This window comes from Microcoleus sp. MON2_D5 (assembly GCF_036701905.1).
Classification (GTDB): Bacteria; Cyanobacteriota; Cyanobacteriia; order Cyanobacteriales; family Microcoleaceae; genus Microcoleus.
The window spans coordinates 1-17,102 of sequence record NZ_JAUBRM010000051.1; the positions used below are offsets into that span (position 1 = coordinate 1).

The window sequence follows — 17,102 nt, forward strand, 5'->3', positions numbered from 1 at the left end:
TTCGTTTCGGCATTCTTTATCTGACGGAGGTAGTGTTCCTCACTATTATATCACGGTCAATCGACCGGACATGATATCACACACTACCTTTTCCCCGCGAGGGCACTGAAACTTTAATAGAGAACTTCTGTACTATGTTGTCAAATACGAATTCAGAGTACGAATCATTACTACAACGGGCGATCGGGATCGCCGCAAAAGCTCATGAGGGGCAGGTTGATAAGGCAGGCAATCCCTATCTCGATCATCCGCTATTTGTAATGGAAAATGTAAACTCTATAGAGGAAAAAATCGTAGCGGTTCTACACGATGCGGTCGAAGATTCTGAACTTACACTTGAGCAACTTAGAAGCGAAGGTTTTCCTGAAGTTCTAGTCTCGGCGATCGCGGCGATTACCAAAATAGAAGGAGAAGCTTATGCAGCTTATTTAGAACGTGTGATTGCCAACCCGATCGCACTGCGAGTCAAGATCGCTGATGTTACTCATAACCTCGATATTCGTCGCATCGCCAATCCCACAGAGGCAGATTTTCAACGGATTGCAAAATACAAAAAAGTCCTCAGTCAGTTGCGTGCCGCCTTAAAATAATTATTAACCGCAAATATCCGCGTTCATCGTGGCACAGGCATCTTGCCTGTGCGATATCTGCGGTTAAAAAAATCCCGAAATCCTAAGCCATTACCATCCCCCCATCCACATTAAAAACCTGCCCCGTTATATAAGCCGCCGCCGCATCCGCCGCCAAAAACTTCACCATCCCGGCAACTTCCTCAACTTCCCCGTATCTCCCCAGCGGAATATACTTCAAAATTTCATCAGACTTGACATCCTTAGTCATATCTGTAGTGATAAAACCCGGTGCAACTGCATTCACAGTAATCCCGCGACTCGCCAACTCTTTCGCCACAGTTTTAGTAAACCCAATTACCCCAGCCTTCGCCGCACTGTAGTTAGCTTGTCCCGGATTGCCCATTTGCCCAGCAACCGAAGCAATATTAATAATTCGGCCGCTTCGCTGTTTCAGCATGATTTTACTGGCAGCTTTCGCACACAAAAACACGCCGGTTAGATTCAAATCAATTACCGCTTGCCAATCTTCCAACTTCATCCGCAGCAGCAAAGTATCGCGAGTAATCCCTGCATTGTTCACCAAAATGTCAATTCGTGCCCATTTTTCCATGACATTACTGGTGAGTAAATCTACTTGGTCAGTTTTCGAGACATCTGCTGCAAGTGCCACAGCTTCTCCTCCAGCAGCGACTATTTCTGCTACCACCTCATCAGCAGCAGCACTCAAACTCGCATAGTTGACGGCGACTTTAGCGCCTTCTGCTGCTAGTGTTAAAGCGACGGCGCGGCCGATTCCCCGCGACGCACCGGTCACGACAGCAACTTGACCCCGCAATCTCTGAAAATTCTCTGGCAATAATTCCATAATTGTATCCTCGCAATCTACCAGAGAATTTTGCACTAAAATCGAGCCAGAACCCAAAAAATTATTTTGTCTTATGGCAGTTCAAAAACAGTTCAGCAGTTTTGAAGAGTTACTATCGGGCTCTGACTTGCCGGTGTTGGTAGATTTTTACGCTACTTGGTGCGGGCCTTGTCAGATGATGGCACCGATTTTGGAGCAAGTGAGCGGTCAGATGAAAGACAAGCTCATGGTTGTCAAAATTGACACGGATAAGTACGAACACTTGGCGTCGCAGTATCACATTTATGCTTTGCCGACTTTGGTGCTGTTCAAAAATGGCGCTGAGGTCGATCGCATTGAGGGAGTTATGCAACCGGCGCAGTTGATCGATCGAGTGCAACCTTTCTTGTAGTACGAGCCACTTATCTCACGCGTAGGGTGTGTCAGCTCATATCTGATTAATTATGAATAAGATAATCCTAGTTGACGCACCCTACTTTTGACATACTCACCGACCTGAAGGTACGGTGATTCTTAAGCCTCGCGACTTAAGTTTCTGCTTCTTCGCAACTGCCTCCACCATCAAAGAGTTTTGGTCTTATGTTCGCTCCACAGACTAACCTCGCAAGCCCTGCGGTTTTTACGTGTCGAATACCAAACGGAATTCTTCGTAGTTTTGATTCTAGGGTTAGACTTCCATTGCCCTATCCTCTTTTCCCGGTCTACCGATTTTGCTTCGCCGCCAGCACAAGGCTGAACTTCGCTCGTATAGGCTGTTTGATCCATCGTCTCGGGTGGGTCGTTGACCAATTACATTCTAATATAAAGCCGTCCTAAAAGGACGGGGGTTCTACCCAAATTTGTGATGAAGACTCCCAGCCACGCTATTATCAATCTCGCAATTCTCGGCAAACCGCAACTGCCGCAAGCTAATCTAATTATTGTTATCGGCGGAATTTTGCCGGATATTCCGATATTTTTATTTTACTTTTGGGCGAAATACATTGCTCGCTTGCCCGCAGCTACAATTTGGTCAAAAGCATATTATGAGCCTTTTGTGCAAAATATTGTGGCTCTGTTTCATTCAATTCCCCTTGCGGTTATTGGTTTGCTAATTGCTTATTACTTTGGCTGGAAAAGTGTGCAAATTCTGTTTATCAGCATGATACTACACTCTCTGGGAGATTTGCCTGTCCACAATGACGACGCTCACCGACACTTTTTTCCGTTCAGCAATTACCGTTTTATCAGTCCGATTTCTTATTGGGATAGGAAGCACTACGGGGCAATTGTTTCTATGGTTGAAATGTTGTTAGTGCTGCTGTCAACTTACCGCGTTTTTGGTTTTATTAATTCTTATGCTGGAAAAACATTGTTAATTTTGGTGAATAGTTTTTACTGGGCTGGCGCGGTTTATTTTCAGGTGCGAGATTTATTTAAATTCACTTCCCAAAGATGAAACATGAACTCAAAATTACCAATTAGCAATTAGGAATTAGCAATTACCATATTGTTAATTCCGCCGAATATTAAAACAACACCAATCTTGGCGCTTCCACAGAGTAGCCACAATCCAGCCGTGCTGTTCGAGAGTGTCAGCAATTGGCTTAGCTTGTTCGAGCAAAATGCCGCTGAGCACGGCCCAAGTAGTGGGTTTGCTAATTGCCGTGAACTGCGGGATTAAATCAATGATTACTTCTGCTAAAATGTTGCAGATCAAACCGTCGATCGGCTCATCTACCATTTCTTTCAAACGATCGATACTTCCGAGCTCTGCAACTAACTGCTGAGAATTAACGCGGTTGAGTAGTCTGTTGCTAATGGTCGATCGCACTGCCAAAGGATCTGTATCCAAAGCATAAACTTTTGTAGCGCCCAACAACACGGCGCCGATCGACAAAATACCCGAGCCGCAGCCGATATCGGCAACTACGGACTTGCTGTCATCAAAACCTAGCCGCATTTCCAGCGACTCCAGACAAAGTTGAGTAGTAGCGTGAGCACCGGTACCGAAAGCCACACCCGGATCTAAACGCAAAATGAGGCGATCGGTATCAGTCGGTAGCGGCAGCCAAGCCGGATTAATTAAAAAGCGATCGCCCACTTCTTGAGGCTGCCAGTGCTCCTTCCAAGTGCTGCCCCAGTCTTCGTCTTCAATCAAATCCCACTGCATCGCAGGTAGGGGCAAACCTGCACACAGAGCATCTTGGCGCAGCCACAGAGACAGAGCGGCCAAATCCAGCAATCCTGCCTGTTCTTCGGGCAAATAAGCCGACATCAGGCAGGAATTGCTTTTGATCTCAGTAGCAGTTCCCCGACAGTTAAATCGTTCCAGACGCCAAAAGATGATATCTTCCAGCGCCGGATCGCAAAGAATTCTAATTTCCCACCAGCTATGTGCCATAACGATTTTAGATTTTAGATTTTAGATTGTAGATTGGCCCAGGGGAACTGGAGACTGGGAACAGGGGAGTGAGGAAGGAGGATTGGCTAATAGAAAAATTCCCGCTTTCTTGCCAATGACCAATGACCAATTACCCATTACCAATTATCAGCCCTTGCATCCAAAATCTAAACTCCAAAATCCGTCAAAGATTTACCGTGTAAGCATCCCGAATTCCCGGAACTTTTAGGATCTCAGCCAGTATCCCCTCTGGTAGAGGGTCATCGAGGCTCAAAACCATCACCGCATCGCCTCGCACGATTTTACGGCCTACTTGCATACTGGCAATATTGACATTAAAACTGCCCAATTGGGAACCAATTTTGCCAATAATCCCCGGCATATCGCGGTGCAGGGTAAACAGCATATGGTGAGTGGGGGAAACGTTGACCGGGAAATCGTCAACACTGGTAATCCGAATTTCGCTTTCGCCGAGCACTGCACCTGTCACGGTGTGTTCGCCGAGGGTTCCCTTGGCCGAGAGGTGCAGGGAGCCGGTGTAGTCGCGAATTGAGGCGTCTCTGGTTTCGACGACGCGAATTCCGCGCTCTTTTGCTTCAATGCTGGCGTTGACGTAGTTAACGCGCTCTCGCAGGGCTTGGGAGAGCAGGCCTTTGAGGGCGGCGACGACTACGGGCTGACCTTGGTTGGTGGCCAATTCGCCTTGCAGTTGAACGTTGAGGTAATCGACTCGGCCTCCGGCTAGCTGGCTGACGAGGTTGCCGAGGGTTTCGGCGAGTTGCAGGTAGGGTTTGAGTTTTTCGATCGAGTCTGGGAAAATTCCGGGTATGTTGACAGCCGATCGCGCGGGCAGTCCCAACAGCACGTCGCGAATTTGTTCAGCCACGTCGATCGCCACATTCACCTGAGCTTCCGCTGTGGATGCTCCCAAGTGGGGCGTCAGCACGATGTTCTGGCCGACAGTCCGCAGCGGGGAATCGGCTTCGAGGGGTTCGTGTTCGTAAACGTCGATCGCGGCACCGGCGATCTTGCCTTCTTTGATGGCTTCTGCGAGGGCTGCTTCGTCGATGATCCCGCCTCTGGCGCAGTTTATGATGCGGGCCGTGGGCTTCATTTTCGACAGCACTTCCGCGTTAATTAAGTGCAGGGTCTCCGGCGTTTTGGGGATGTGCAGGGTGATGTAGTCGGATTCGCGCATCAGCAGTTCTAGTTCTACCAAGCGGCAGCCCAACTGGTCGGCTCTTTCCGTCGAAATGAAGGGATCGTAGGCCAGCAGTTTCATGCCCATTGCTTTGGCTGCGGCCGCGAGGTGGGAGCCGATTTTGCCCAAACCGACGATGCCGAGGGTTTTTTTGTAAACTTCTACGCCGATAAAGCGGTTGCGTTCCCATTTACCACCTTTGACGGATTCGTTAGCTTCCGGGATGTGGCGGGACATCGAGAGCATCATGGCGAGCGCGTGTTCGGCGGCGGCGATCGTGTTGCCTTCGGGGGAATTGACGACTACAATTCCTTTGCGGGTAGCGGCGGGTACATCGACATTATCTACGCCGACGCCGGCTCTGCCGATGATTTTGAGTGAATTCCCGGCTTCAATGATTTCTTTGGTAACTTGGGTGCCTGAACGGATCATTAAAGCGTCGTAATCTGCAATAATTCCTACCAGTTGTTCGGCTGAGAGTCCTGTGTTTACGTCAACTTGCGCGACTTGGGAGAGGATGTCAATTCCGGCTTGGTCGATCGGATCGGATACTAGAACTTTAGGCATAGCAAGCAATTGAGTGCAATAGTAAAAATAGACCGAGCGTTGGCGAGCTCAAAGTTGAGACTTATGACTTAGAGCAGTATCTAACAGCTCAGCTCAAGCTTGCCTTTGTGCAGTTTGAATTGTATCTGTATTCGGTCAAGGTCGGCCGTTTTTTCCGTGAAATATTTTAGCTTTGCGGGCGATCGGACTCTCTGACCGCGTTAAAATCCCCGAACTGCTTAGCTAGTATGTCTTTTCGGGCTATAATAGACTTTGGCTATTCAAGCCTAATTATCAGGAATTGTTTTCTAATGAATTATCTTATCGCCGTACTGCCCGATCGAATTCAAGCCGAAGCTGCCTACAGTGCTCTGGAAAAAGAAGGCTTGCCCATGAAGCAAGTGAGCATTTTGGGCCGCGGCTACAAAACTGCTGATGAATTTGGCTTGATCGACCCCAACCAGCAAGCGAATAAACAAGCTAAACTCATGGCTGTTTGGCTGGTGCCGTTTGGCTTTATTGCTGGCGTTACTTTCAGTCTGATGACTCAGTTGAAGACTTTTGCGTGGGCGGGCGAAATTGGCGATCACGCGATCGGCGGAGTGCTGGGTGCGATCGCCGGCGGGATGGGCAGCTTTGTTGTTGGCGGAGCCGGGGGTATGGCTTTTGGCAGCGGCGATGCTTTGCCCTACCGCAACCGTTTGAATGCGGGTAAATTTTTGATTGCGGTTAAGGGTACTGATGATTTGACTGGGAAAGCTGCGAAGATTTTGCAGCAGTTTGAACCGGAAAATATCCAAGGTTATACAGAGACTTAGTTCTGTGTTGACAGTCAACTGTTGACGGTTAACTGTTAACTGTTGACTGTCAACTCGTGTAATATTTGAAGGCAGTTATGGAATTACAAACTATCCCCCTACATTCTCCCCTAGAATTAACGCTTGAATTAACTGACGAGCAGTTTTTTAAGTTGTGTATAGACAACCGGGATTTGAGATTTGAGCGCACTGCTAGTGGAGGATTAATTATTATGCCACCTACGGGTAGCGAGACGGGTAATTTCAACATAGACTTATCGTATCAACTTCAATCTTGGAGCCGTCAAAATAAGCATTTGGGAATTGCTTTTGATTCTTCAACTGGATTTAAACTGCCCGACGGTACTGATATTTCTCCCGACGCTGCTTGGATTCGGCGCGACAGGTGGGATGCTTTAACTGCTGAAGAAAAAAAGAAATTTGCGCCGATTTGTCCCGATTTTGTGGTGGAATTGCGATCGACCACTGACTCGCTAGAAAAATTGCGGGCTAAAATGAAAGTGTACGTGAAAAATGGAGCCAGGTTGGGATGGTTGCTCGATCGCAAAAATAGAAAAGTAGAAATCTCCCGTCAAGGTAGAGAAGTAGAAATTTTAGAGGCGCCTGCAACTCTGTCAGGTGAAGATGTATTACCCGGTTTTGTTTTGGATTTAAGTGATATTTTGTAATTTAAAAAAAGCATTTTCCTGTGCTGTGGCGGCTCGATAAAATCTGTTACTTACTCTACAGCGCGTGCCGGATAAGCTGCTGCAAAAAATTGACGGCCGACAAGTCTGGACATCGCTCCGTATAGTTGGGATTTTGTGCTGCCTGTTCGCGACCTGTCACTAAAAAGCAAGCAGCCGTGAAATGCCTTTCCCGCACCATCTTCTGACAAAACAGTTCATAGCGTTTAGCATAGCTGGCGCCTCTAAACTCTGGCATAACCGCGAAATGCGGTTCAGCAACCTGTACCGGGGTGCGCGAGGCAGGACTGTCTTCCAAAACAAACAGATATCCTAACCACGGTGGCGGAGGTGCTGCGCCAAACACCCCTTCCCGGTAAGCTGTCCAGATGTCCAGAGCAGCCCCCATCGCTTCTTCTGTGCGGTTGTTGAAGTTGTTGCCAAAGCTGCCAACCTGGCTCTTCAACTCAATGACTACCTTGAGTTGCCGTTTTTCTCGGTTTACCACCAAAAAGTCGTACATCTTGGTCGGGCGGAAGAACCCCGGTATAACGGTTAGGCTTTTTTTAACATGGATATGGTTTTGAGGAACACCTACAGCGAGCAAGAAATTAGTCAGCGTCAGGATGAAACCGTCCATCTGCTTGCCGCCTGTCACCGCACTGCGGTTCCCCTGGTCAACCTTGCCAGCTAGCACCTGGGCTTGTGCCTGGGCGATGCGGGTATCCCAGAAACCCTGCACCGCCTCCTGGAACACATCATCGGGGATGATGGGTGTCTGTTTCGTCATTCAGCAACCTCCCCCATCGTTCTGTCATAGACAACGCGCAAGCCATACGTCTCCTGCATCCGTTTCAGCGCTAGCTGATGGTAAGTTGGCTCCACATCTACCCCGATACTGTTGCGCCCCCAGTTGGCGGCGGCTACGCAGGTTGTTCCTGTCCCCATAAATGGGTCAAGTACCGTGTCCCCTGCAAAAGAAAACATCCGCACCAGTCGTTCTGCCAGTTCCAAAGGATATGGGGCGGGGTGTTGCTTGGTGGAAGCGCCTTTGATATCCTGCCAAATCTGTTGAAACCACTGTCGGTGGAGAGTTTCCGGTATTACGGACAATACCCGTGCTGTGAGAGTGGGACTGCGGTAGCCGCCCGGTTTGCGCTGCATCAGGATAAATTCGATGTCGTTTTTGATCACACCTCCGGGTTCATAAGGTTTGCCGAGAAAACTCGTGCCATTCCCGGCTGCTTCCAGGGAAGCATTGGCGATTTTGTACCAGATAATCGGTGCGAGGTTATCAAATCCCAGATGGCGACAGTGTTCCTGAATACTCGCGTGCAGGGGAAATACCATGTGCCTGCCAAACCGCCTGCGGGCAACACAGACATCGCCCACCACAATCACCAGCCGTCCGCCGGGGACTAAAACCCGCCATACCTGCTGCCATACTCGATCGAGCTCCTGCAAAAACTTTTCGTAGTCTGCTATTTCGCCAAGCTGGTTGAGATTTTTGAGATATTCTTTTAAATTCCAGTACGGGGGCGATGTGACTACCAGATGTACGCTTTCATCGGGAATATGTGTCAAGTTTCGGCTATCGCCCTGTAGCAGGGAATGGAAAGATGGCAACCCCTGCACCCGATTCTGAATTTCCTGGATCAACGCCTTATTTTTGCTGATGGCAGGAATGGCGCGTTGCTCGTCTGCTGTTAGTAATGCCGTTGCTTCCTCGGGTACAAGGCTTTTATCCTGTAGCGCTTGTTTCAACGGTTCGGCTGCTTCCGGACACAGCAACCGCGTTGAAATATTAACCTTGCTTAAACTCGAGGACTTCATACATTTGGTACAATAATCATGTTCATCATATCAGCTTTGCGAGTCCCAAAAATCATAAGTTCGTTATTGGATTATCTTAGACTATAATTAAAGTAGTGCGACTGTTAAAAAAGTAGACTTTGTAGTTACAGCAAGCTTTGGCAATTTCAAATTAGAATCTAGCATTAACTGATGTTACAAAGAGAAGAACTGTTAAAAGGCATCGAAAACCGCGAATGTGTGGCGCGGGCGATCGACCAAGCGGAACAAGCAATTAAAACTTGGGAAGTTACTCTGACTGATTTTCTGTCGCCTCCAGAATTGGCGGACACTCTGACGGTATTTAAGCGGTTAACAGACGTGGAATTAGTGGCTTGGGGCGGCTACCCGCAAGCTGAAAGACAAAGAATTGCGATCGCGCGATCGGATATCCCGATCGACTCTGCTAGCGTTAACGTTGCTGCAGTAGAAATCGCTGGCAATTTCTTGTTCGATACAGCTTCTCACCGCGACTTTTTGGGGGCGATGTTGGGTACGGGAATTGTCCGCGAGAAAACGGGCGATGTGATTGTTTTGGGAGAACGCGGCGCGCAGGCCATTGTCATGCCGGAGATGGTAGAGTATTTGGAGATGAGTTTGCAGCAAGTGCGATCGGTTCCTGTACAAACGCGGCGCATTGAGTTGAGCGAACTAAAAATTAGAGAACCCAAAAAGAAAGAAATGACCACCGTTGAAGCATCGATGAGATTGGATGCTGTAGCCTCGGCTGGATTCGCAATGTCTCGCAGCAAAATGGCCGATTTAATTGATAGTGGCGACGTGCGAGTTAACTGGAAAGACGTTACTCAAGCTAGTTATAATGTCAAGTCTGGAGATTTAATTGCTGTTACGGGCAAGGGAAGATTGGAAATTGGGGAAGTTGCTGTTACTAAGAAGGAACGCTATCGAGTCCAGTTAACTCGATATTTGTAATTTATGGGTGGCATCTTCGACCCAACCCCTACTCCCCACAAAAAATTGACTCTTTGTGGAACAGGCATCTTGCCTGTTCTTAAGAATGCTAAGGCGAAGATGCCCAACCCCTACTCCCCCCAAAAAATTGACTCTTTGTGGAACAGGCATCTTGCCTGTTCTTAAGAATGCTGCAACCTATGAGTTATACCACCCAAAAACCCCGAAAAACCCGGTTTTTTTGGTTTTATGCGTAAGTCCTAAATCCAAATTATCGGGGAAAAGTTTTCCTTACCCACACGGCGATACCCAGCATTAACCAGCCAAATAGTAAGCCAAACAGCAGACTCCAGATAATTGTCGCAAAAAAGGGATGCAGCGGTAGAGAAAAATCGAGTTGCCATTGAATCGGTTTATCCTTAATTAGAGGATAGGCGGCCGAAAATATTTGTCCGCCACCGATCGCAGTTCCGACAAAAAAGATGATATTCTCAAGCTGGCGATCGCGCCTTTTCTCCCTGTCTTCCTGTTTATTGTATAATTCCATCTGTTCCCTGTCCACTTCCACCTGTTCTATTTCCACCATCCCCCGCACAGTAGATATCGACTGCTGGAACAAATTTTGACTAGCAATCAGGTAGCTTAAATCTATTTCACTTTGCCGCTGATACTTATCCTCAGCTAAATCTAGAAACCTCTGCCAAAAATCCAGATTGTCGCCTGGGATGCACAAACCTCTAATTCTTGTCAACGCCTCACCATAATTTTCAGCATTAGTATCAATGGTATTTCTGTCTTCTTGCAAATATCGCACCTGCTGAGCAAAAGCCCACATTTTAGTGTGAACTTCAGCCAGCAACTCCTTTAACTTCTGCAACTTAACTTGTCGATTTTGTTCGCTTTCTATTGCACCCAATTCGCGAAGCTTCTTTTCTAACTCGCCCACTATTTGCTGTGCTTGGCGATAATTTTTTCGAGCTTCGCCATACACAAATACAATTTTAGCGCGAGAGCACAGCAGATTCATCAAGTAAAAGTTAAACGTCGAGGTTGCGAATTCCCAAGTTCGGGGATTGTCTTGCAACCATACTAAAATGTGACACCGTTGACGCGCATCATCTTCTCGGCTTTCATACTCAAAAATCTGACTCCCGAATAACTTTCCTTCGGCGCGAAAGTCTACTGATGCTGGCTGTTTATCCTGTACAAAAGCTTTAACCGATTCGTCAGCTAGTTTCCGGTAAGTATTATAAACTGCTGGTGCGGCGTATAATAATAATGTCTGTCCCAGAGACGGTTGAATTGCATTTGGCAACAAGCAACCTTGGGGATTTAATCGAGTTAAGTCCGCTACTTTCATTGTGACATTTTTATAGCAAAATGTCACGTCTGCAGTGTAAGTATCCTGAAGTCGCAGAGCATTGATAGAACCATCAAGTTTCGGGTTATCTGGCTGAGTAATTGGCTGAAACTTCAGAGTTTTTCCACCATCTGGAATCAGCAATTTTACCCGAGTCAGATTTTCCCCTTCGCCCTCTGGATAATAGACGCCGTTTTTGTAGCAAATTAGCTTGTCTCTGAGGGACTTTAGTTCGTTGATGTTAAATTCTTTGCCGACCTTATCAGCTAGATTTTCCCACAAATTTTGGGCATTTTTTGCTACTTGCTTATAGCCTTCGTCCCTATCATCCCGCAGGTGGAAAGGATAGAGGGTAATGGTGGGATTTTTAATTGGCCATTCTTGGCTCATAATCAATTTTGTGAGATGTTTTCGAGTATTTCTATCAGATATTTGGGGCGGGCAAGATGCCCAGCCCACAAAATTTTTATGGTTTCTATCCTAGGAAGGTGTTTGTGGATTATTTGTTGGCGGTGTAGGCGGCGCAGACGACAGAGGCAAACCCTGTCGAATCTGATTTTCCTTCTGTGTTTCATAAAACTCCCTGACGATTTCCTCCGGTGCATCGCTATCACCGCCGCCCGCACCCATTTGATAAATTTCGTTCTCTAAATTTTCTTCTATTTGAGGTCTAGTTTCACACCAATCCTTGATTGTTTGAGCGATAATATTGATATTATCGGTCGAACCAACATCAATCGCTGATAATTCTTTGAGAAATTGCGGCTCGGATATTTTCAATAACTTAATGAAAGCTGCCACAATTTCTTCCGGTGTGGCATCATCGGGAAGTGACATTACTAATCTCCTTAAATTACTCTTTTCAGTGGACAGGGGTAAAGTTTCGGTTTCGCCAATTAAGGTAAATGCAGCCCAAGCTATGGGACTCGGAAATCGAGCTTTTGTGGTTAGCATAGCACACCGCAAGGCGGCTGCTCGATTCTCGCCCCGTGCTAAATTTTGGTAGAATTCAGTCATTAGTAATTTGGCTGAAATTGCTCCCATATTCCACAGGGAAACGATGATGCTGGGGACTCCGGCGAGGATGAAGCAGCGCGACAATCCGATGACTCCATCTCCGGTGATTTTACCGCCTCCGGTGCTGCACGCGCTTAATACTACGAGTTCGGAATCGAGTTTTAATTGCAGAATTTCTGTGGCGTTAAGCGCGCCGTCGTCGGTGTCTCCTGATGGTGCTAAAATAATCGCGCCAGGGATGCCAGAACCTTGGAAATCGTCGAGGAGTCCGTGGGCGGATAAATGGACGATGCGGGTGTTTAGCATCCTCTCTAAAATGGCGACTTTTGTGGCTTTTTCTCCGCTAATTGCTTCGGTTCCTAAAGTTGCGGCAATGGCTTCGGCGGCTTCTTTTGCTCTGGGGTTTTGGCGGAGTTTGTAGGGGTGTTCGTTGAATTTTGCGGCGATGGTTGGATCGCCGACAATTAGGGCGGCTTGTCTCAATCCTCGCACTCGGTTTTGATGTTCGCGGGTGATTTCTAATACTTGGATGGATGGGCTGGTGAGTATGGTATTATTTTCGATTAGGTAGCAGTTGTTGCTATCTTGCAAGGCGGCGAAAGGAACTAAAAATAAGTCGTAGTGAGGGATGAAGAGGATGGGGGAATTGGCATCAACGGGCAGCAAGTCGATGATGGGTTCGATCAGGATTTGATGGAGGAGTTGCAATAGGGGAAAGCGGCCTGTTTCGTCTCGATTGTACTGGGATTCTAGCTGAATTTTGTTGCCTTCGTCGTCGGTTTCATTGGTGCCGATGGAGACGCGGGCTTTGAGGATGATTTGTTTGAGGGTTTGGTTTTGTTGGTTGAGGGGTTCGAGGTTGGCGGCGCGATGGGTGATGTTGCCGTTTGGTTGAATTACCCAGATGTAAATTTCTGGATTGATAATCGAATATTCAACTATTGTGGAGTTTCTGTCGCGGGCAATTTGTTGGATTTGGGGAATTGATAATTGATTTGTTTCGTCATTCGCTGGCACATCATTTGTTAATAAGGTTTGTCGCAATAACTCGACGAAGGCACGGGTGCGGGACATTTCAGATATTTCTAAGGCTTCATCAAATCTAGTTTGGGCGACTAGGACTTGTTGCAGCAGGCGATAGGCAGATACTTGGGTTTCAAAGATTGAGGCTTTATGATCATTATTTACTAACTCTGAACGCATAGTTTCATAAATTTCGACTGAGGCACGTAATGCTGTTTCAGCTTCAGCAAGTTGATTGTTTTTTAGTAAAGTACATCCCAAATTGTTTAGAGCAATTGACTCTCCCAGGCGATATTCGATTTCCCGTGAAATCTCTAAAGACAGTTGGTAAAATTTGATCGCCCTGTGGTATTGCCGTAGGGAAGAGTAAGCATCGCCCAAATTGTAGAGGGAAACAGCTTCTCCTTGGCAATTTCCGATTTCCCGTTCAATCTCTAAAGACAGTTGGTGAAATTCGATCGCCCTGTGGAATTGCCCTAGGGAATCGTAAGCTAAGCCCAAATTCCCGAGGGACATAGCTTCTCCTTGGCGATTTACGATTGCCCGTGAAATCTCTAATTGTTGTTCGATAAATTCGATCGCCCTGTGGTATTGCCCTAGGGAATTGTAAGCATTGCCCAAATTTCCGAGGGACATAGCTTCTCCTTGGCGATCTCCGATTTCCCGTGAAATCTTTAAAGACTTTTGGTAAAATTCGACCGCCCTGTGGTCTTCGCCTAATGCATGGTAAGCATTGCCCAAATTGCCGAGGGAATTAGCTTCTCCTGGGCGATCTTTTATTTCCCGTGAAATCTCTAAATACTGTTGGTAAAACTTGATGGCCTTGTGGTATTGCCCTAGGGAATAGTAACCAATGCCCAAATTGCCGAGGGAATTAGCTTCTGCTGGGCGATCTCCTATTTCCCGTGAAATTGCTAAAGACTGTTCCAGAAATTCGATCGCCCTGTGGAATTGCCCTAGGGAATTGTAAGCAGTGCCCAAATTGCCGAGGGAATTAGCTTCTCCTTGGCGATTTTCGATTTCCCGATAGATAGTTAATGCCTGTTCCCAAGACTGCAAAGCTTCTCGAAATTGACTAATGTTAAACTGCTGATTTCCTTGTTCTAACAGTCTGTCTGCTTCTCGTTCTCGGATAACTGCCACTGAGGTGTTGTCATTCATTCCAAGCAGTAGCCCTGCAAAATTCATCAACCGATTAGCGTTATTTAGTTCGCCTTGTTCTCTGAGATTATCAGCCTCTTCTAGCATTGCCGCCACCAAGCCATCATCCAGCAATTCCGGCTGAGTCTCTAATACCTCCGCTTCTTCGCCGCGGGGACAGGTTAGCAGTTGATTTATCAGGTTGAGATAGGCTTGTTGGCGTTCGGAGTTCATGGCGATTTGGGATTTGGGATAGTTTGATCCATTAATTTATTATCGGTGAAACTCATCGGTTTTGGGCGATCGAATTTTTGTCCTTGGGTGGGGGCGGGTTTATCTAGATTGTTGGTGGGAATTGGGGATGGTTGGTAAAACCCGCCCCTACAGAATTATCGGGATGTTTGATTGTTTTGGGAAAATTTTGGTTAGGGGCGATCGACTTTTGGGAAAATTTGGGTTAGGGGCGATCGAATGTTTGTCCTTGGGTGGGGGTGGGTTTATTTATATTGTCAAAGATCGCGATTATTCCTCTTTCGCCCGAAACACCTTTTCTACCGACTTCACCAAAAGTTCTCGCGGCATCAATCGAGGCAGATTTGCGATGATTTGATTGGGAATTCCCCCTGTGACAACATTAGACTCATTTTTGTCTAAAGCTTTCAAAGCATCTCGCACTACTTCCGCTGCGGGAACGAGTTTTTGCCCGCTGCTGGATGCCATTGATTGAGGGAATTCAGCTACTGCGAAAAAGTCCGATTCTGTCGGCCCTGGACAAAGGCATAAAACGCCAATTCCTAAATCTTTGTTTTCCGCCCAAAGCGCCTCGCTGAAACTTAAAACAAAAGCTTTAGTTGCTGCATACATCGACAAGTACGGCATCGCTTGAAAAGCTGCGATGGAGGCAACATTGATGATACTTCCTGATTTTCGCTGCCGCATTCCCTGCAAAAATAAGTGCGACAGTTCCACTAATGCTACAATATTTAGTTGCACCATTGTTAGTTGTTTCGCAAGCGGGCGCTCGGCAAAAACACCGTAATCGCCAAAACCCGCATTGTTAACCAACAAATCCACCGTCCAACCTTTTTTAACAACCGTATCAAATACAGCAGTTCCAGCGCCCGGTGCGCTCAAATCTTGCACGATTACTTCTACCCGAACCTTGAATTGTTGTTGCAGTTTAGCAGCTAACTGTTGCAATTTATCTTCGGAACGAGCTACCAAGATTAGATTGTGCTGGCGTTTGGCTAATTCGGCGGCAAAGGCTGCACCAATTCCGCCAGAAGCACCAGTGATTAAAGCAGTCGGCATGAAATTAATTCGGATTATTTGATATAAACTTTATATATTTTAACAATTATTTTGACGGGAACCTGTAAAATAATTAAAAGGGAATAGGTGAGTTTTATGGCGCGTCTTACCGATCGAGCTTTTGAAATTTTGCGGGCCGAAGTTGACAAGTGCGCGGCGGCTGATAGTCTAGCGGGTGATGTCTACCGACGGATGGTAATCAAGCGGTTAGAGAAATTACGATCGCAAAACGGCACTTTCGCCTCAATAGAAGAAATCCGCGATACCTTCAAAGACGAATTTCCCAACTTCAGCGAAAAAGCTCTCAAAGCAGCCGTCAAAGCCAACCGCCCGCCGGGATTGTTCGGTAAAATCATGTTTGCTGGGAGTTTGCTGGGAAGTGCTGCGGGGATAATTTGGCTGATTAACCTGCCTTTTCCAATGATTCGCTGGCCCGTGGCGAAAACAATGCCGATATTGTTGCTGCCGAGTTTTAGGAGTATGGATCACAATTACCGGCAGGCGATCGCCCTTGTGGAACAATCCGATCAACTGGTGAATAAAGCCACGGCTGTCGCTGATTTTGACTTGGGCGAAATAAAAGCAAAACAAGCTCAAAAACACCTCGACGCCTTGCCGGTGTGGTTCCTCGGCTATTACCCAAAGAGGTACTGCTCTTTTTTTAGCTGCAGTTGGCAGTTTACACTCGATGAATTTCAAGCCGCCCGCAAAAATGTCGGGCGGATGGAGGCTCAGATTTTCCAGCAAAAAAATGCTTTTACTCAGTTAAATCAAGTCGAACAAACTCTCAACGCGGCAAAACAGCAGTATCAGCAAGCCAAAACGGCTGCGGATAGACAAAAAGCGACGGTAAATTGGCAAAGTGCGATCGACCAACTCAATCAAATTCCCGCCGAAACCCTCGCGGGAGAAACGGCTAAGAAAACACTCAAAGCAGCAGAAAGAGACTTTCAAGCAATGGGCGGCGTCGCCACCGGTTCTGTGCAGGCTGACAACTTAATTGAAGCTGCCAAAGAATTTGCTCTCTCCGCCGCCGTCGCCTCCCAAAAACCACCGCATCCAGCCGCACAGTGGGAGCAAATAGCAGAATTGTGGCAAGAAGGAATTAACCGACTAAAATTAATTTCCCTCGATAATCCGGGCTATCTCGATGCTCAAACCAAACTCGCTGAATATCAAAAAAATTTAGGAATCACCCAGATTAGACTGCAAGCAGAAAAAGATTCTACCACCGCTTTGCAAGCAGCTAAAAACTTGTTTGCCAACTTGCAAAATAATGTGAATTCTCAAAATCCCGGTTACTCCCTCAGCCAGTTGCAACAAATTATCAATCAATTAGAATCCGTCAAACCCGGCACAACGGTTTATCCTGAATCCCAAAAATGGCTGCAATCTGCTCGCAAAAAACAGCAAGAATGGCAAAAAAATTAAAGGTTTG

At 46.9% G+C, this 17,102-nt stretch carries 15 protein-coding genes; 7 read left to right on the forward strand and 8 right to left on the reverse strand.

The features are described 5' to 3' along the window. Positions 1–134 precede the first annotated feature (134 nt). A complete protein-coding gene (locus QUA47_RS19125) occupies positions 135–590 on the forward strand; it encodes a GTP pyrophosphokinase (protein WP_333431898.1) in 456 nt (151 codons plus the stop codon). A gap of 82 nt (positions 591–672) precedes the next feature. Here QUA47_RS19125 and fabG read toward each other — a convergent pair whose 3' ends face one another. Continuing rightward, positions 673–1,437 (reverse strand): 3-oxoacyl-[acyl-carrier-protein] reductase, encoded by a 765-nt coding sequence (fabG, locus tag QUA47_RS19130; RefSeq protein ID WP_333431899.1) that lies wholly within the window; start codon positions 1,435–1,437, stop codon positions 673–675. A 73-nt stretch (positions 1,438–1,510) separates the two neighbouring features. Between fabG and trxA the strand changes: the two genes are divergently transcribed. Beyond that, complete coding sequence (trxA, locus tag QUA47_RS19135) at positions 1,511–1,828, forward strand: thioredoxin (RefSeq protein ID WP_333431900.1); 318 nt, start codon at positions 1,511–1,513, stop codon at positions 1,826–1,828. 453 nt (positions 1,829–2,281) lie between these two features. After that, the gene (locus QUA47_RS19140) at positions 2,282–2,875 is read left to right on the forward strand and encodes a hypothetical protein (RefSeq protein WP_333431901.1); all 594 of its coding nucleotides are present in this window, start codon (positions 2,282–2,284) and stop codon (positions 2,873–2,875) included. A gap of 54 nt (positions 2,876–2,929) precedes the next feature. On the opposite strand, the gene prmA is transcribed toward QUA47_RS19140, so the two are convergent. After that, positions 2,930–3,820, reverse strand: a complete 891-nt coding sequence (prmA, locus tag QUA47_RS19145; RefSeq protein ID WP_333431902.1) for a 50S ribosomal protein L11 methyltransferase — start codon at positions 3,818–3,820, stop codon at positions 2,930–2,932. A gap of 184 nt (positions 3,821–4,004) precedes the next feature. Then, on the reverse strand, positions 4,005–5,588 hold the full coding sequence (gene serA / locus QUA47_RS19150; RefSeq protein ID WP_333283914.1) for a phosphoglycerate dehydrogenase: 1,584 nt from the start codon (positions 5,586–5,588) through the stop codon (positions 4,005–4,007). Positions 5,589–5,878: 290 nt separating this feature from the next. On the opposite strand from serA, the gene QUA47_RS19155 reads away from it, so the two are divergent. Together QUA47_RS19155 and QUA47_RS19160 are read left to right on the forward strand one after the other, a co-directional pair. Next, entirely contained in the window at positions 5,879–6,385 is a 507-nt protein-coding gene (locus QUA47_RS19155; protein ID WP_190663783.1) for a hypothetical protein, read from the forward strand. Positions 6,386–6,462: 77 nt separating this feature from the next. Then, on the forward strand, positions 6,463–7,053 hold the full coding sequence (locus QUA47_RS19160) for a Uma2 family endonuclease (protein ID WP_333431903.1): 591 nt from the start codon (positions 6,463–6,465) through the stop codon (positions 7,051–7,053). Between the two features lie 55 nt (positions 7,054–7,108). On the opposite strand, the gene QUA47_RS19165 is transcribed toward QUA47_RS19160, so the two are convergent. Continuing rightward, positions 7,109–7,840: a PaeR7I family type II restriction endonuclease gene (locus QUA47_RS19165; RefSeq protein ID WP_333431904.1), complete on the reverse strand. Its 732-nt coding sequence runs from the start codon at positions 7,838–7,840 to the stop codon at positions 7,109–7,111. Beyond that, on the reverse strand, positions 7,837–8,883 hold the full coding sequence (locus tag QUA47_RS19170) for a site-specific DNA-methyltransferase (protein ID WP_333431905.1): 1,047 nt from the start codon (positions 8,881–8,883) through the stop codon (positions 7,837–7,839). Before QUA47_RS19170 ends, QUA47_RS19165 begins: the two co-directional genes overlap by 4 nt. Positions 8,884–9,054: 171 nt before the next feature. Between QUA47_RS19170 and QUA47_RS19175 the strand changes: the two genes are divergently transcribed. Next, positions 9,055–9,834 (forward strand): photosystem II S4 domain protein, encoded by a 780-nt coding sequence (locus tag QUA47_RS19175; protein WP_333048915.1) that lies wholly within the window; start codon positions 9,055–9,057, stop codon positions 9,832–9,834. A gap of 250 nt (positions 9,835–10,084) precedes the next feature. Here the strand turns inward: QUA47_RS19175 and QUA47_RS19180 are convergent, their stop codons facing one another. From QUA47_RS19180 to QUA47_RS19190, 3 genes are all read right to left on the reverse strand, one after another. After that, entirely contained in the window at positions 10,085–11,563 is a 1,479-nt protein-coding gene (locus QUA47_RS19180; protein WP_333431906.1) for a hypothetical protein, read from the reverse strand. A gap of 90 nt (positions 11,564–11,653) precedes the next feature. Continuing rightward, a complete protein-coding gene (locus QUA47_RS19185) occupies positions 11,654–14,587 on the reverse strand; it encodes a CHAT domain-containing protein (RefSeq protein ID WP_333431907.1) in 2,934 nt (977 codons plus the stop codon). A 288-nt stretch (positions 14,588–14,875) separates the two neighbouring features. Continuing rightward, entirely contained in the window at positions 14,876–15,664 is a 789-nt protein-coding gene (locus QUA47_RS19190; protein ID WP_333431908.1) for an SDR family oxidoreductase, read from the reverse strand. Positions 15,665–15,760: 96 nt separating this feature from the next. Here QUA47_RS19190 and QUA47_RS19195 point away from each other — a divergent pair, with 96 nt between their 5' ends. Continuing rightward, complete coding sequence (locus QUA47_RS19195) at positions 15,761–17,095, forward strand: hypothetical protein (RefSeq protein WP_333431909.1); 1,335 nt, start codon at positions 15,761–15,763, stop codon at positions 17,093–17,095. Positions 17,096–17,102: the final 7 nt, after the last annotated feature.

Excerpts from the sequence above, each read along its gene's own strand:
- QUA47_RS19125 (WP_333431898.1), top strand. The coding sequence starts at position 135 with ATGTTGTCAAATACGAATTCAGAGTACGAATCATTACTACAACGGGCG.
- fabG (WP_333431899.1), bottom strand. The coding sequence starts at position 1,437 with ATGGAATTATTGCCAGAGAATTTTCAGAGATTGCGGGGTCAAGTTGCT.
- trxA (WP_333431900.1), top strand. The coding sequence starts at position 1,511 with ATGGCAGTTCAAAAACAGTTCAGCAGTTTTGAAGAGTTACTATCGGGC.
- QUA47_RS19140 (WP_333431901.1), top strand. The coding sequence starts at position 2,282 with ATGAAGACTCCCAGCCACGCTATTATCAATCTCGCAATTCTCGGCAAA.
- prmA (WP_333431902.1), bottom strand. The coding sequence starts at position 3,820 with ATGGCACATAGCTGGTGGGAAATTAGAATTCTTTGCGATCCGGCGCTG.
- serA (WP_333283914.1), bottom strand. The coding sequence starts at position 5,588 with ATGCCTAAAGTTCTAGTATCCGATCCGATCGACCAAGCCGGAATTGAC.
- QUA47_RS19155 (WP_190663783.1), top strand. The coding sequence starts at position 5,879 with ATGAATTATCTTATCGCCGTACTGCCCGATCGAATTCAAGCCGAAGCT.
- QUA47_RS19160 (WP_333431903.1), top strand. The coding sequence starts at position 6,463 with ATGGAATTACAAACTATCCCCCTACATTCTCCCCTAGAATTAACGCTT.
- QUA47_RS19165 (WP_333431904.1), bottom strand. The coding sequence starts at position 7,840 with ATGACGAAACAGACACCCATCATCCCCGATGATGTGTTCCAGGAGGCG.
- QUA47_RS19170 (WP_333431905.1), bottom strand. The coding sequence starts at position 8,883 with ATGAAGTCCTCGAGTTTAAGCAAGGTTAATATTTCAACGCGGTTGCTG.
- QUA47_RS19175 (WP_333048915.1), top strand. The coding sequence starts at position 9,055 with ATGTTACAAAGAGAAGAACTGTTAAAAGGCATCGAAAACCGCGAATGT.
- QUA47_RS19180 (WP_333431906.1), bottom strand. The coding sequence starts at position 11,563 with ATGAGCCAAGAATGGCCAATTAAAAATCCCACCATTACCCTCTATCCT.
- QUA47_RS19185 (WP_333431907.1), bottom strand. The coding sequence starts at position 14,587 with ATGAACTCCGAACGCCAACAAGCCTATCTCAACCTGATAAATCAACTG.
- QUA47_RS19190 (WP_333431908.1), bottom strand. The coding sequence starts at position 15,664 with ATGCCGACTGCTTTAATCACTGGTGCTTCTGGCGGAATTGGTGCAGCC.
- QUA47_RS19195 (WP_333431909.1), top strand. The coding sequence starts at position 15,761 with ATGGCGCGTCTTACCGATCGAGCTTTTGAAATTTTGCGGGCCGAAGTT.